At 59.1% G+C, this 14262-nt stretch carries 10 protein-coding genes and 1 rRNA gene; 7 read left to right on the top strand and 4 right to left on the bottom strand.

What is annotated here, in order from left to right; genetic code table 11:
- Window positions 1-227: 227 nt before the first annotated feature.
- From rrf to QVF59_RS10315, 4 genes are all read left to right on the top strand, one after another.
- Window positions 228-342, top strand: a 5S ribosomal RNA gene (gene rrf, locus QVF59_RS10330).
- A 411-nt stretch (window positions 343-753) separates the two neighbouring features.
- Window positions 754-2019 (top strand): response regulator transcription factor, encoded by a 1266-nt coding sequence (locus QVF59_RS10325; protein ID WP_287879506.1) that lies wholly within the window; start codon window positions 754-756, stop codon window positions 2017-2019.
- Window positions 1979-2725, top strand: a complete 747-nt coding sequence (locus QVF59_RS10320) for a response regulator (RefSeq protein ID WP_159880429.1) — start codon at window positions 1979-1981, stop codon at window positions 2723-2725. The genes QVF59_RS10325 and QVF59_RS10320 overlap by 41 nt, the downstream gene beginning before the upstream one ends.
- Window positions 2726-2750: 25 nt before the next feature.
- A complete protein-coding gene (locus QVF59_RS10315; protein ID WP_287879504.1) occupies window positions 2751-6587 on the top strand; it encodes an ATP-binding protein in 3837 nt (1278 codons plus the stop codon).
- Window positions 6588-6608: 21 nt separating this feature from the next.
- Here the strand turns inward: QVF59_RS10315 and gcvA are convergent, their stop codons facing one another.
- From gcvA to hemA, 3 genes are all read right to left on the bottom strand, one after another.
- The gene (gcvA, locus tag QVF59_RS10310; RefSeq protein WP_287879501.1) at window positions 6609-7526 is read right to left on the bottom strand and encodes a transcriptional regulator GcvA; all 918 of its coding nucleotides are present in this window, start codon (window positions 7524-7526) and stop codon (window positions 6609-6611) included.
- A 494-nt stretch (window positions 7527-8020) separates the two neighbouring features.
- On the bottom strand, window positions 8021-9097 hold the full coding sequence (prfA, locus tag QVF59_RS10305; RefSeq protein ID WP_159880425.1) for a peptide chain release factor 1: 1077 nt from the start codon (window positions 9095-9097) through the stop codon (window positions 8021-8023).
- Window positions 9097-10350: a glutamyl-tRNA reductase gene (gene hemA, locus QVF59_RS10300; RefSeq protein WP_159880424.1), complete on the bottom strand. Its 1254-nt coding sequence runs from the start codon at window positions 10348-10350 to the stop codon at window positions 9097-9099. The genes prfA and hemA overlap by 1 nt, the downstream gene beginning before the upstream one ends.
- Before the next feature lie 171 nt (window positions 10351-10521).
- On the opposite strand from hemA, the gene pdxH reads away from it, so the two are divergent.
- Both pdxH and QVF59_RS10290 read left to right on the top strand, forming a co-directional pair.
- Window positions 10522-11163: a pyridoxamine 5'-phosphate oxidase gene (pdxH, locus tag QVF59_RS10295; protein WP_287879499.1), complete on the top strand. Its 642-nt coding sequence runs from the start codon at window positions 10522-10524 to the stop codon at window positions 11161-11163.
- Between the two features lie 272 nt (window positions 11164-11435).
- Window positions 11436-12185, top strand: a complete 750-nt coding sequence (locus QVF59_RS10290; RefSeq protein ID WP_287879498.1) for an alpha/beta fold hydrolase — start codon at window positions 11436-11438, stop codon at window positions 12183-12185.
- Window positions 12186-12217: 32 nt separating this feature from the next.
- Here the strand turns inward: QVF59_RS10290 and QVF59_RS10285 are convergent, their stop codons facing one another.
- The gene (locus tag QVF59_RS10285; RefSeq protein ID WP_287879496.1) at window positions 12218-13168 is read right to left on the bottom strand and encodes a LysR family transcriptional regulator; all 951 of its coding nucleotides are present in this window, start codon (window positions 13166-13168) and stop codon (window positions 12218-12220) included.
- Between the two features lie 107 nt (window positions 13169-13275).
- Between QVF59_RS10285 and speB the strand changes: the two genes are divergently transcribed.
- Window positions 13276-14232: an agmatinase gene (gene speB / locus QVF59_RS10280; RefSeq protein WP_287879494.1), complete on the top strand. Its 957-nt coding sequence runs from the start codon at window positions 13276-13278 to the stop codon at window positions 14230-14232.
- Window positions 14233-14262 lie beyond the last annotated feature (30 nt).

The raw sequence follows: 14262 nt of genomic DNA, 5'->3' as shown, positions 1-14262 counted from the left end.
GGTGTGGAAGCGCTGTGAGGCGTGAAGCTAACCGATACTAATGGCTCGTGAGGCTTGATCCTATCATTTGAAAGACTTTAACGTGCGAATCTCATGCGTGCGAATCTTCGATTCGCTCAGCGGAGCATTCGCTCAGTATCTGCAGCTGGCATCGCTAAGTGATGCCGGATGCAGGGCGCATTCGATACGAATACCCAAACGGCTTCTTGAGTTTGTACCAGTTTATGTCTGGCGGCCATAGCGAGGTGGTCCCACGCCTTCCCATCCCGAACAGGACCGTGAAACGCCTTAGCGCCGATGATAGTGTGGCATTCGCCATGTGAAAGTAGGACACCGCCAGACTCCCCTTACAGAAGCCCAGCTCATTAGAGCTGGGCTTTGTGCGTTTCAGGCCGCTGCACACGCTGTGTGGCTCTCTATTGCTCAGTGGTAGAGCCTGAGCGTTGGGATGCTGCACCGGCAAAGGCGGTGGTACCTGAGACTGACCGTACGAATGCCAATGGCTTGTAAAATATGTGGGAGCCAGTTTTTACGTGTGGTTAGCCATATCAGGCAAAAACACACAAAATTATCGTGAAACTACAGGTAATTCGATTATTTGTTTAATTGAGCGCGAGTTTTATCAAGAATATTAGTGGTAATGCTTGCCTCGATCCTCGGCAAACTGCTATACCAAAAATGTAAATATCCACGCTTATACCGGCCCCGCCATCTTAGTGTGAATTGCCGAGGGAAACCGTCATGCAGCAGCCCATGAAACTGCTCATCCTGGAAGATCAGGTCATTTTGCGCAAACTCATTTCGCGCCAGACCGGTTTTTTCAGTCGTCAGGCCACGCAGATCGATGAGTTCAGCGATCCGGCCGAAGCGCTGCGCAGTGCAGCAGAAACCAGCTACGATCTGATCATTACCGATATCGGCATGCCGGGCATGAGTGGTATCGACTTCATTAAAAATCTCAGTGCCATTGGCTGCCGTGCTTCCTTGCTGATTATTTCTGGTTATGACAGCCGGACGCTGCATACCATTGCCGACATGGCGCATGGGCAGGGTATTGCCAGTGTGCATTTCCTGTGCAAGCCCTACAGCATCGATCAGTTCCTGCAACGATTGAATGCTGTCTTTTCCGATATGGAGCAGCGTGGTGCCGCCCTGGCAGTAGACCCGCTGCAGCTGTGGCAGGACTGTTCTGCCGGGCCGCTGTCACTTGAGTTCAAGCCGGTGCTGGGCTTGGCGCAGCGCCAGGTGCGCGGAATGCAGGTGGCGGGTATCCAGTTGCCGCATGGATTCTTGACACTGGATGCTGTCTTGTACCGCAAGCTGTCGGTCAACCCGCAATTGCCGGTATTGATACTGGAAATGGTCATGGAGCGACTGGTGCAGATACTGGTCAGCATTCCCCAGCCTTGGCGGCAGGGTGTTCTGTTCAGTCTGTATCTGGATGCCAGCTGCCTGGCGCATGAAAACCTGTTTGATCGCTATAGTGCCTTGCTGCGACAGCATGGGCTGTCAACCGGACAGATTGGCTTTCTGCTGGCGGATGGCCTGCATGATGGCTGCTCGCCAGTGTGTTTCGAGAATATTGCCAAGCTGAAATACTTTGGCTTTCCTTTACTGGCAGATCAAGTCGGTGAAGGAAGGCTGACGGTCAGCAATCTGCTGCGCCTGCCGCTGGATGGCTTGCGGCTGTCCTCAGTTACTTTGCAGCAGCTGGCACTGCAACCGCAGGATGTAGCGGTCCTGCTGCAATGCTGTGGATTGCAGCAGGACCGGCTGATCATCAGTCATGTCGATGGCGAAGTTGAGCTGGAAGCCATTACGGCAGCCGGCTATGAGCAGTGCGCTGTCAGTGGTGAGCAGATTGCACTACAGCTGGGTGTGGACGAACTATCATCTTATCTAGAACAACAGCAGACTGCCGGCTTGCCCACAAGCCAGACCGGTGGCGCAATGTGTGATGACATGCAAGGGGTGAATCATGTCGGTCGAGATGGAAAAACTGAAAATACTGGTCGTTGATGATCAGTCACTGGTCAGGACGCTGGTAAGCCAGTCCTTGCAGGCCATGGGCATACGGGCAGAAAACATTTCTCAGGCACCAGATGGCAGCACAGCGATGCGCACGCTGGACATGCGCATGGTGGATCTGGTGCTGTGCGATGTGGAAATGAAGCCGATGAACGGACTGGATTTGCTGAAAGAATTGCGCTGCGGCCATACCGCCAATGTGTCCAATCTGCCGTTCATCATTCTTTCCGGTCACGCTGACCGCAGCAATGTTACCGTCGCCGTGCAACTGCATGCCGATGGTTTTGTCGTAAAGCCGCCAAAGCCGGTGGATGTGGAAAAGGCCATTAACCTGGCCCTGCGCCGGGCCAGGCCAGAGGTGGATCCATTCAGCTATTACGGTGTGGATACCGGCACGGATTACGACAAGAAGGTCTTCCGTCGCCTGTTCGAACAGCGGCCTGAAGACCTGGCTGATGTCCCCTATGAAACGGTGACTTTGCACAGCGCCAAATCCGGATCCATTCTGGCCGAGGATTTGCGCAGCAAGACGGGACATCTGCTGCTGCCACGCGGTGCCAGCATTTCTGCCAACCAGCTGGCGGTGTTACGCAATTACAGCGACCGCTACGGGGTACATCAGCTGGTGATAGAAACCGTGCATGAGTCTGCGGCAGTTGATGGTGACGCCGCAGATGCCGCAGATCAGCCCGGCTGAGTGACCTTGCCTGCAAGGGGATAACATGGCCAACACCAACAACAAGGCAAGCCAGACCCTATCGATTGGCCGTGCGGTCATTGCCATAGTGGTATTGCTGGGGATCTTCCAGATTGGCTGGGTTGCTCGGCTGCTGGCGGCATCGTGGCAGCATTATCAGCAAGCTGTGGCCTTGTCCGAAGTGCATCAGATCCGCAGCAAGTTCTACACCGCCGCCGATCTGCTGCGCCGAGAAGCCATACTTAGCCGCAACCTGCTGTACCGCAAAACCCCTCCCTATCCCAAAGAGCGTAGCCAGCTGGCCTTGCTGCGTTCGCAGGCTGATTACTGGATGAGCCAGGCCGTGCTGGCCGGACAGCAAGATATTGTCAGCGACCAGCATGCCAAGATGGCAGACGTCACCTTGCAGCTAGAAAGCTTCCGCTCCTTGCGGCCCGAGATCGACATGCAGATCGGCCCGGCGTGGGGGGCGGATGAAACGCTGGGCTATGGCGAAGAGCTGTCCTCGCGCCATCTGCAGGATGCCATCAATGATGTGCTGATCGGCATGAACGGCCAAATGAAGTGGAATGCACCCCCCGGCCTGTACATCATGATGGATATTGCCCAGGACAGCTGGAGCATCGGTCATGTCCTGCGTTCAGCGGCAGCGGCGCAGCTGTTGCGCAGCGAGCTGGATGCACCGCTGAGTGAAACCGAGGAAGGGGATTTGCAGTCGCGGCTGGATCTGAGCAATCTGATGTTGCAGCAGCTGCGTGCAGATGCCGCCCATATTGATGATCGCCAGCTGCTGGACAGCCTGCGCCGGATATCGGATGCCGCTTTGCGGCTGCACATGCTCAACAAGCAGCAGCTGGCCTTGTTGCAGTCGCACCAGCAGCTAGCCGGCATGCAGCCGGCCATGCAGCAGCAGGTGGACAAGGTGCAGCAGGAAAGCTGGGCGCTGTTCCAGCATACCAACCGGCTGTGTGCCGAACAGATTGAACAGGCGTTGCAGGATTACCGCCGGCAACTGATCCATGATGGCTTGCTTGGCATTGCCATACTGGGACTGGGATTGATACTGCTGTACAGCATGACCAAGCGTGTCCTCAAGCCGCTGAACCGCCTGCAGCGCATGCTGGACGCGGCGGGTGATGCCATCCTGACCATTGACCAGCAAGGCCTGGTATTGTCAGCCAATGCCGGTGCGCAACGCTTGTTCGGCAATGGGCGGGATGCGCTGGCAGGGCAGCAGATCAACCAGCTGCTTCGGCTGCCGCAGGCGCTGGCAGATACCTTGCTGATGGTTAGTGAACAGGGCAGCCAGACCTTGCAGGGGGAAGGTATCAAGCTTGATGGCGAGTTGTTCTTCGCCGGCATTACCGTCAGCATTTTCCGCACGACTGATACCGACAAGGAATTCATGTTGATTGTGCGGGACGAGCATCAGCGCCGTATTGCCGAACATTCGCTGGAGCATAACCTGAGCATGCTCTCTGCCATCTCCCACGTGGAAAACCTCATGCTCAGCCGGTGGCCGCGCAAGGAGGTGCTGGATCGACTGCTGCATGAGTTCATGCGCTTCAGCCGTGCCGAGCAGGGTTTCATGCTGGTGCTGGCGGAATTCCCTGACGACCGTTTTGAAATCCACCTGCAGGCCGGTAGCTGGCCTGCCACCCTGCCGTCGTTGGAGATGGTGGCCCACGAAGCCGAACCCCTGACCTGGTTATTGCAGCGGCTGGCCGAGATGCCACCCTGGATCACCCTGCCGGTGGCCATGGATGACGATGTTTCGGCGCTGATCTGTCTGTTACAGCCAGACCTGGCCCTGCTGGGCAAGGGCATACAGCCACTGGTTGGTGCCTATGCCAATATTCTTGGTTTCTTCGATGAAGAAGACCGGCGCAAGCTGTCCGAATCCCAGCTGCGCTCAGTACTGCAGGAAGAAGAAGCCATTTACTCGGCCTCGCCAGTCGGCTTGCTGCGGCTGAATGAACAGATGCAGATTGTCCGTGCCAATCGCATGGCCGAAGACATTTTTGGCAAGGGTGGAACCAGCCTGCCAGGCATGCATCTGATGGAATTGCTGGCCTCGGATCAAAGCTGGTTCGACCTGACCAGCCAGCTTAACAATATGGTGCAGTACCAAAGCAAGCTGCGCTGTGAGCTGGAATGCATCAATGCCGATGGCCGCCCCATCTGGGTGTTGTTTGAAGGCATGCTGCTATTCCCAGACCGCCCACGGGAAGGCACCATCCTCGCCTGCCTGGATATTACCGAGAGCAAGCTGGCGGAGTTTGAACTGCGCATGGCGCGCGACCAGGCCAATGCAGCCAACCGGGCCAAGAGCTCTTTTCTGGCCACCATGAGCCACGAAATCCGTACCCCGATGAACGGGGTGCTGGGCATGTTGGAACTGCTGGCCATGACCCCGCTGAATGCGGAGCAAAAAGACAGCGTGGACACCATCCAGGAGTCAGCCCGTACCTTGTTGCGACTGATTGACGACATCCTGGATTTCTCCAAGATCGAAGCGGACAAGCTGGAAGTCGTACTGACACCCACGGCAGTCAAGCCATTGTTGGAACAGGTGCGCACCCTGTATGCCGAAACAGCCGCCGCCAAGGGTTTGCAGCTGAAGCTGGATATTGACGAAAAGCTGGCCCCGGCCCTGCTGCTTGACCCCTTGCGCTTGCGCCAGATTCTGCAGAATTTTGTCAGCAATGCCGTCAAGTTCACCGCCAACGGCGGTATTACCCTGCAAGTCGAGGTATTGGAGCAGGAGTTTTCTGCCCAGACACTACGCTTTGACATCATCGATAGTGGTATCGGCATTTCACAGGACAATCTAAGCCGCCTGTTCGAGCCGTTTACCCAGGCCGAGTCCGATACCAGCCGCCGTTTTGGAGGCACCGGTCTGGGGCTGGCCATCTGCCGGCGCCTGGCAGGCCTGATGGGCGGGCATGTGGAACTGGAAAGCCAGCCGGGACAGGGTACGCGCGCGTCCCTACTGCTGGTGGCCAATATCGTGGACATTACAGAACTGCCGGCGGGTGAGACCGAGGGCGAGATACCTGCCCTCGTGGTTGGCGGTGGACAGCATGACGTGCTGCAGCCCATCCTGTTTGCCGAGGATAATCCTACCAATCGCAAGCTTACCTTGCGGCAGCTGGAAAAACTGGGCTATACCGCCGAGTGTGCCGAAGATGGTGCCCAGGCCTACGCCATGTGGCAGGCTGGTCACTACAGCCTGCTGCTGACCGATTGCCACATGCCGGTGACTGACGGCTACGAGCTGGCACGGTTGATCCGGGCCTATGAAGCCGAGCATCTGGACCGTGGGCACCTGCCCATCATCGCCTGCACGGCCAATGCCGGGCAGGAAGAACTGAACAAGACCAGCGCTGCAGGCATGGATGATTTCCTGACCAAGCCGCTGGCCATCAATATCCTTTCTGCCATGCTGGAAAAGTGGCTGAGCAAATTGCCGGAGAATGCCATGCAGCCTGTCCCCGATATCCCTATGCCCGCCACGCCGTGTCCGGTAGACCGCTCCGTGCTGGAGGTCTACAGCGATGGCGAGCTGGCGGTGGAGCTGGAAATCCTGCACGACTTCGCACAAGCCAACCAGGAAGACATGGAGGCCCTGCGCCAGGCGGCCAGCGATGCCAGTGCCGAGCAACTGGCCTGGGCTGCTCACCGTATCAAGGGAGCCAGCCGCATGGTGGGTGCCAATGAGATGGGCAATGCGGCCGAGGCGGTGGAAAAGGCTGCCAAGGCCGGCGAGGTGGCGCAGGCGCAAGCCCTGCTGGCCGAGCTGGAAGCTGCGCTGTCTGCATTCGAACTCTGGTTGCAGCAACAGGACACCGCCAGCGTGTGATATTGCGTGTAGCCCGATAGGCTACATGGTCCGGCTGATGGCCTCGCTACGCTCCAGCGTGGCAATCAGCCAGTCGCGGAAGGCACGGATTTTCGGCTGTTGTGCCATTTCGTGCGAGTACATCAGGTAATACGCCCACTCCGTCTCCAGCACGGTGTCGAAGGGAATCACCAGCCGTCCGCGCTGGATATCGTCATTCACCATGGAAACCTGTGCCAGTGTCACGCCCATGCCGGCGGCGGCCGCATGCAGTGCGTACTCCAGTGCGTCAAAGGTGACGCCGCTTTCCGGATTGATGTTGCTGACCCCGGCCAGTTTCAGCCAGCGATCCCATACATCCTGATCCCGCCACGGGTGCAGCAGGGTGTGGTATTGCAGATCTTCCGGCGTACGCAGCGGATGTGCGCCCTCCAGCAGGGCCGGCGCGCATACCGGTACCAGTTTCTCCCGGCAGATGCACTCGATGCGCATGTCGGTATACACCTCCGGGCGCGGCATGCCGATGATGGCCAGGTCGTATTCGGCCCGGTTGAACGGCTTGTCGTGAATCAGCTGGGTAATCAGATGCAGGGTGTATTCCGGATAGCGGGTCTGGAAATCCGGTAGATTGGGCAGCACCCAGCGCATGGCCGGGGTTGGCGGTATGCGCACTCGCAGCCCGCTCTGGCGCAGGCGCAGCATTTCGCTGGCCTCATGCAGCAGCTGGAAGGCATCGCGCGCCGGTTTGACCAGCGCCTCGCCCTCGGCAGTCAGTGCCAGGCCGCGTGCCTGGCGGATGAACAGGCTGGTGCCGTAAAACTCTTCCAGCGTCTGCACATGGCGGCTTACAGCGCCCTGAGTCAGGTGCAGGGCGGCCGCTGCACGGGTGAAGGACAGGTGTTCAGCCGCGGCAACAAATACACGCAGCGCATTCAGTGGAGGCAGTTTCATCGGATTCATGCTGTTTATTCATGGCTGGCATGATTATAACTGCTTTGCCAGTCGGGCAGGGGCTGGTTATCCTTGCGGCTATTGCCTTGATAATTCAATGCAAAGCACGGCTGTCTCCAGATGAAGCATTTTGTTTCGCAAAGCAGCCCTTACCCGCTTTATTGTGCAAGCAATGTCTTGCTTGCATGGCTTATCTGCCGGTGAGGTATCCCGGCACCGATACTGTCTTGCGTGGTGGGTCGTAGCGACCGCCACATCATGGTTTTCCACCCATCTCCACGTTGGGAACGGCCGGGTCCTGCCTCTGTGACCTGGCCGATTTTTTATTTCCCGCGTTCTCCCAGCCTGGTGTGCAGGCAAGAAAAAAGGCCACTTGCGTGGCCTGAAGATTCGGAGAAAAAGCGGCGGGACCGTTTGATCCGGGCTCCTTGCAGGCAAGGGCTGCTTTTCCGGGTCCGAGTGTACAACGATGCGTGCAGCGGAGCAAACCGATTGCAGTTGGGTCAGTCGCCCAGCGCAGCCAGCAGTTCTGCTTGCTGCTCGGTGATCAGGGCATCGGTCAGCTCGACCAGGTCCCCATCCATTACGTAATCCAGCTTGTACAGCGTCAGATTGATGCGGTGGTCGGTAATGCGGCCCTGCGGATAGTTGTAGGTACGGATGCGCTCGGAGCGGTCACCGGAGCCGATCAGGCTCTTGCGTTCAGCTGCCTCTTTTTGCTGCTGCTCGCGACGCTGGATGTCATTGATGCGCGCCGCCAGCACCTGCATGGCGCTGGCCTTGTTGGCATGCTGCGAACGGCCATCCTGGCACTCGGCCACAATGCCGGTGGGCAGGTGGGTGATGCGCACTGCGGAGTCGGTCTTGTTGATGTGCTGGCCACCGGCACCACTGGCACGGAAGGTATCGATGCGCAGGTCGGCCGGGTTCAGTACCACGTCCACCAGTTCATCCGCTTCGGCCATCACCGCCACGGTGCAGGCCGAGGTGTGGATGCGGCCCTGGGTTTCGGTGGCGGGAACGCGCTGCACGCGGTGGCCGCCTGATTCAAACTTCAGCTTGGAGTAGGCCCCAAAACCGATGATGCGGACGATGGCTTCCTTGTAGCCGCCCAGGTCCGATTCGCTGGCGGAGACGATTTCCACCTGCCAGCGGTTGCGTTCGGCAAAGCGGGTGTACATGCGCAGCAGGTCGGCGGCAAACAAGGCCGCCTCGTCGCCGCCGGTGCCGGCGCGGATTTCCAGGAAGATGTTCTTTTCGTCGTTGGGGTCTTTGGGCAGCAGCAGCTTTTGCAGCTCCACCTCCAGCGCGGCCATTTTCTCGCGGCCTTCATCGATTTCCAGCTGGGCGAATTCCTTCATGTCCGGGTCGGACAGCATCTCGCCGGCGGTGGCGAGATCGGTTTCGCACTGCTGGTATTGCTGGAAGGTTTCCACTACCGGGGTCAGTTCGGCATGTTCGCGGGTCAGTTTGCGGAACTGATCCATATCGGCAGTTGCCGACTCGCTGGCCAGAAGATGGGTCACTTCTTCCAGACGATCGGCCAACTGCGACAGCTTTGTCGCAATCGACGGTTTCATTACGACTCCGGGTGTAAGCGGTAAAGGCGGGCGATGGTATCGACCACGGCCGCATGCTCAGCGCCACTGCCCGAGGACAGGGCCTGGGTGGGCGGGTGCATCAGTTTGTTGGTGAGTTGCTGTGACAGGCTTTCCAGCACTTTTTCCGGCTCCGTGCCCTTGGCCAGTTGCTTGAGGGCCGCTTCCAGTGCGTGGCGGCGGGTGCGCTCGGCCTCGTCGCGCAGGGCGCGGATCAGCGGCACAGTTTCGCGCTTTTTCAGCCAGTCGTTGAATTCGGCCACGCGGGCCTGAATGATGGACTCGGCTTCTTCCGCCGCGCTCTGGCGCGCTTCCTTGCCCACTTCCACGATGCTGGCAATGTCGTCCACGGTATACAGATAGACATCGTCCAGCTTGCCGACCTCGATTTCGATATCGCGTGGCACGGCCAGATCCAGCATGAAGATGGGACGATGACGACGCGCCTTGATGGCGCGCTCGACCAAGCCCTTGCCGACGATGGGCAACTGGCTGGCGGTAGAGGTGACCACCACATCGTAGCGGTGCAGCACATCGGGCAGCTCGGACAGGGTGATGGCATTGCCGCCAAACTGTTCCGCCAGCTTCTGCCCCCGCTCCAGCGTGCGGTTGGCAATGGTGATACAGGAGGGTTCGCGGGCGGCAAAGTGGGTGGCCACCAGTTCGATCATTTCCCCGGCGCCGATGAACAGGATGTTCAGCTCGCCAATGGTGGGGAAGATCTGCTCGGCCAGCTTCACTGCGGCGGCGGACATCGACACCGAGCTGGAGCCGACGGCGGTGCTGCTGCGCACTTCCTTGGCCACGGCAAAGGTGCGCTGGAACAGGCCGTTAAGCAGCGAACCCAGGGTGCCGACATTTTCCGCCGCCCGGACTGCATCCTTCAGCTGGCCCAGAATCTGCGTTTCACCCAGCACCATGGAATCCAGCCCGGAGGCCACGCGGAAGGCATGGCGGGCGGCGCTGCTGGCATCCAGCTGGTACAGATAGGGGCGCAGCTCTTCCACCGGCAGGCCGTGGTATTGCGACAGCCAGCGCAAGGCTTGCTCGGGGTCGTTACTGTTACAGTAGATTTCCGTACGGTTGCAGGTGGAGACGATGGCTGCTTCACGCGCCGCCTGCGAACCCACCAGGCTCTCCAGTGCGTTGGGCAACACCTCGGCCGGGAAGGCAAGCTTCTCGCGGACCGACAGCGGGGCGGTATGGTGATTCAGGCCAAAGGCAACCAGATGCATGAGCGGAAAAGGGCTGCAGGGGAAATGCCGTATTCTAGCCTAAGTTACAGCTAACGTCCCTAACTCTGGGGTTTTTCCATCGCTGCTGCGTGCGCGCTGCAACGGGCATTCGGCTACCCCTGCATCCTGCTTCTGCCTTACCATGGCGGCATACCGAACCAGGAGAGCCGCATGTCGCTGAATCTTGCCGATATCCGCCAGGATTATTCGAAAAAGGAATTGTCGCCGGAAGACTGCCTGCCTGATGCCGTGGCGCAGTTCGAACTGTGGCTGAACGAAGCCATGACCGCACAAGTACACGAACCCACGGCGATGAATGTGGCCACGGTGGGTGAAGATGGCCGGCCGACGGCGCGCATTGTGCTGCTGAAAGGCGTGGAGAACGGCCAACTGGTGTTCTATAGCAACTATCTCAGCCGCAAGGGCAAGCAGCTGGCGGCCAATCCCTTTGTCTCGATTACCTTTTTCTGGCCGGAGCTGGAACGCCAGGTACGTATTGAAGGCCGGGTGGAGCAGGTGGCACCGGAAGTGTCGGATGCCTATTTTGCCAGCCGTCCCTATACCAGCCGGCTGGGGGCCTGGGCCAGCGAGCAGAGCACGGAAATCAGCTCCAAGAGCGTGCTGGTCAGCCGTGCCGCCATGTTTGGCGTCAAGCACCCGCTCAGTGTGCCGCGTCCGCCGCATTGGGGTGGTTACGCCGTGATTCCTGATCGCGTCGAGTTCTGGCAGGGCCGGCCCAGCCGCCTGCATGACCGCGTGGTGTATCTGTTGCAGGCTGATGCCAGTTGGCAACGGGTGCGACTGGCACCGTAAATGGATTGGGCGGCTACTGGCCGCCTAATTTTTTTATTACTCTGGGTTTTCTTGGAACGGCTGCATACCCTTGATTCAGGCGATTTTTGCTTTTCAGCTCAGCCAGGAAATCAGCAAGCCGGAGTCAGTCATTCCAATTGCTGCAATATGATGATTGAAAAGATGGCGTGATGCAGCACATCATCATCTCAACAGCAGATAAAGCACAGATCTCACTTTGGAAAGTGACAGGCTCAAACCCTGCCATATCGTCGACAGCAACACATATTTTCATGACGCATGGTACGTTTTCCGACAAACGTATCTGTCTGGGACTGGCGCATTATCTGGCGGGGCTCGGTGCCATCTGCTGGGTGATGGAGTGGCGGGGGCATGGTAGCAGTCCGCCCGCGCTGGAGCCGTTTGATTTTGAAACCATCGCCTGCTGCGATATCCCGGCTGTTCTGAACTACCTGCAGCAGCAGGAAAAGGTGAGCCGCTTGCATGCGGTGACCCACAGCGGCGGCGGTTTGGCGCTGTTGATGTGTTTGCTGCGCCAGCCACAGTGGCAGCTGCTGCTTGGCAAGCTGGTGTTGTTTGCCTGTCAGGCCTGCCATGCCGCGCCATCGCTGTCGCGGCGTCTGTTGCTGAGATTGGCCCGCCAGTTGTCAGCCTGCCTGGGGCGGGTGCCGGGCAAGCGTTTGGGCATTGGTGTGCAGGATGAACCGTTTTATCTGATGTCCCAGTGGTTTGATTGGAATCTGGCAGGTCGTTTTATTGGCCGCGATGGCTTTGATTATCTGCCAGCGTTGGCACATTTGCCGTATCCGGTGCTGGCGGTGTGTGCTGATCAGGACCGTTTTATTGCCCCTCCCACGGCCTGCCGCTGTTTCTTCCAGGCCTTATCGGGCTCGCATCATCGTTACCTGCTGGCCGGGCATGACGGTATCGCCGCGGGCTACCGGCACGGCAGCATTTTGCTGTCGCGCCGGGCTGCGCTGGAAATCTGGCCCAGGGTAGCCAACTGGCTGGATCTGGCCTGAGCCGATGGTCGGCCTGCAGCGGACCGCGCAGCTCAGTGGGAGGGTGGAAGTTGATGCGCGGCCAGCAAATCCTGCATGAAGGCGCGGATCACCTCGCTTTGCCGAGAGTTCTGCCGCGTCACCATGTGAAAGGTGGGGTGGTAACACAGCAGTGTCGGATTGAGCGCGCGCAGCAGGCCCTGCTCCACCATGGGGCGGGCGAAGTGTTCGGGCAGAAAGCCCAGATGATGGCCGGACAGAATCAGCACGGCCATGGCTTCCATATTGTCGGCTCGGGCGGTGATGCGCCAGTTTTCCACTGGCAGCGGGATGTCCGGCAGCGGGTAGCTGCGCCAGGCCCAGTCATGCCGGGCGGCTTCTTCCACCGGCATATTGCCTGCCTGCTGGAATAACGGGTGTTCCTGGCTGCAATAGGCCAGCTGGTGTTCGGTGAACAGCGGCAGGTATTGCAGGCTGGGGGCGCGGTGCCAGAAATAACCGATGCCCATATGGATTTCGCCGTTGATCAGCGTTTCTTCCAGGGTGCCGGGTGCCAGCATGGACAGCACCAGTTCCACCGCCTCTTCGCGCTGGCGAAAGCGCCGGATGGTTTCCGACAGCCGCGCATGCGCCCGCATGGTGGTATGCCCCACCACACCAATTCTTAATTGTCCCACCAGCTTGCGTTCCAGTTGCCGTGCCTCCACGCAGAAGGCCTCGGCTGCATCCAGCAGCTGGCGGCTGGCATTGAGCAGCTGGCTGCCCTTGGCGGTGAGGGCAAAACCGGCGCGGCCACGCTCGCACAGGCGGTAGCCCAGCCGGGTTTCCAGCGCGGCCAACTGATTGCTGATGGTGGACTGGCTGACGTTCAAAGTGGATTGGGCGGCCGAAATGCCGCCGGCATCGACAACGGCACGAAAAACCCTGATAAGGCGTAAATCAAGGCTGGACAGGGTGTTGAGCATGGTTTTTCCCCGGTGGTGGCGGTGAGTCAGTCCGGTCATTACACACATTCAGATTTATCAATGTAAACAGTGGAATACGGTGATTTTTCCCAAGTTGCCACCTGAATAGACTGAGCCCTCGTTCAACCTCAGTTTCAGGAGTCTGCATGTCAATCGCTGAACGCAATCAGCCGCTGGGCGGCAATGCCATGCCGCGTTTTGGCGGCATCGCCACCATGATGCGCCTGCCCAAGGTAGAAACCGCAGCCGGCCTGGATGCCGTATTTGTCGGCCTGCCGCTGGATATCGGTACTTCCAACCGTAGCGGCACCCGTTTTGGTCCGCGCGAAATCCGCAATGAATCGGTGCTGCTGCGCCCTTACAACATGGGCACGGGAGCCGCTCCCTTCGACACCCTGCAAGTGGCCGACATCGGCGATATCGCCACCAACCCTTACAACTTGCTGGACAGTGTGGCGCGCATCGAGGCGGGCTACCGCGACCTGCTGCAGTACGACGTGATCCCGCTGGGTCTGGGCGGTGACCACACCGTCACCCTGCCCATCCTGCGCGCCATCGCGGCAAAGCATGGCCCGGTAGGACTGATTCATGTCGATGCCCATGCCGACATCAATGACGAAATGTTCGGTGAAAAGATTGCCCACGGCACCACTTTCCGCCGTGCGCAGGAAGAAGGCTTGCTGGCACAGGGCCGTGTGGTGCAGATCGGCCTGCGCGGCAGCGGTTACGCCGCTGAGGATTTTGACTGGGCACGGCGTCAGGGTTTCCGCGTAGTACCGGCTGAAGCCTGCTGGAACCGTGCGCTGGAAGGCCTGATGCAGGAGGTGCGTCAGCAGTTGGGCGGTGGGCCGGTCTACCTGAGTTTTGATATCGACGGTATTGACCCGGCCTTTGCACCGGGAACCGGTACGCCGGAGATTGCCGGCCTGACTTCGGTGCAGGCGCTGGAAATCGTGCGTGGCTGCCATGGCCTGAACCTGGTGGGCTGTGATCTGGTCGAGGTTTCCCCCCCCTACGACACTACCGGCAATACCGCCTTGCTGGCAGCCAATCTGCTGTTCGAGATGCTGTGCGTACTGCCCGGTGTCACTTTCCGGCGCTAGACCATCACCAGGCTGCGAGCTGCGCAGCAT

Source organism: Aquitalea sp., assembly GCF_030150775.1.
Taxonomy (GTDB): domain Bacteria; phylum Pseudomonadota; class Gammaproteobacteria; order Burkholderiales; family Chromobacteriaceae; genus Aquitalea; species Aquitalea denitrificans.
This window is presented reverse-complemented; position numbering and strand designations above follow the sequence as displayed.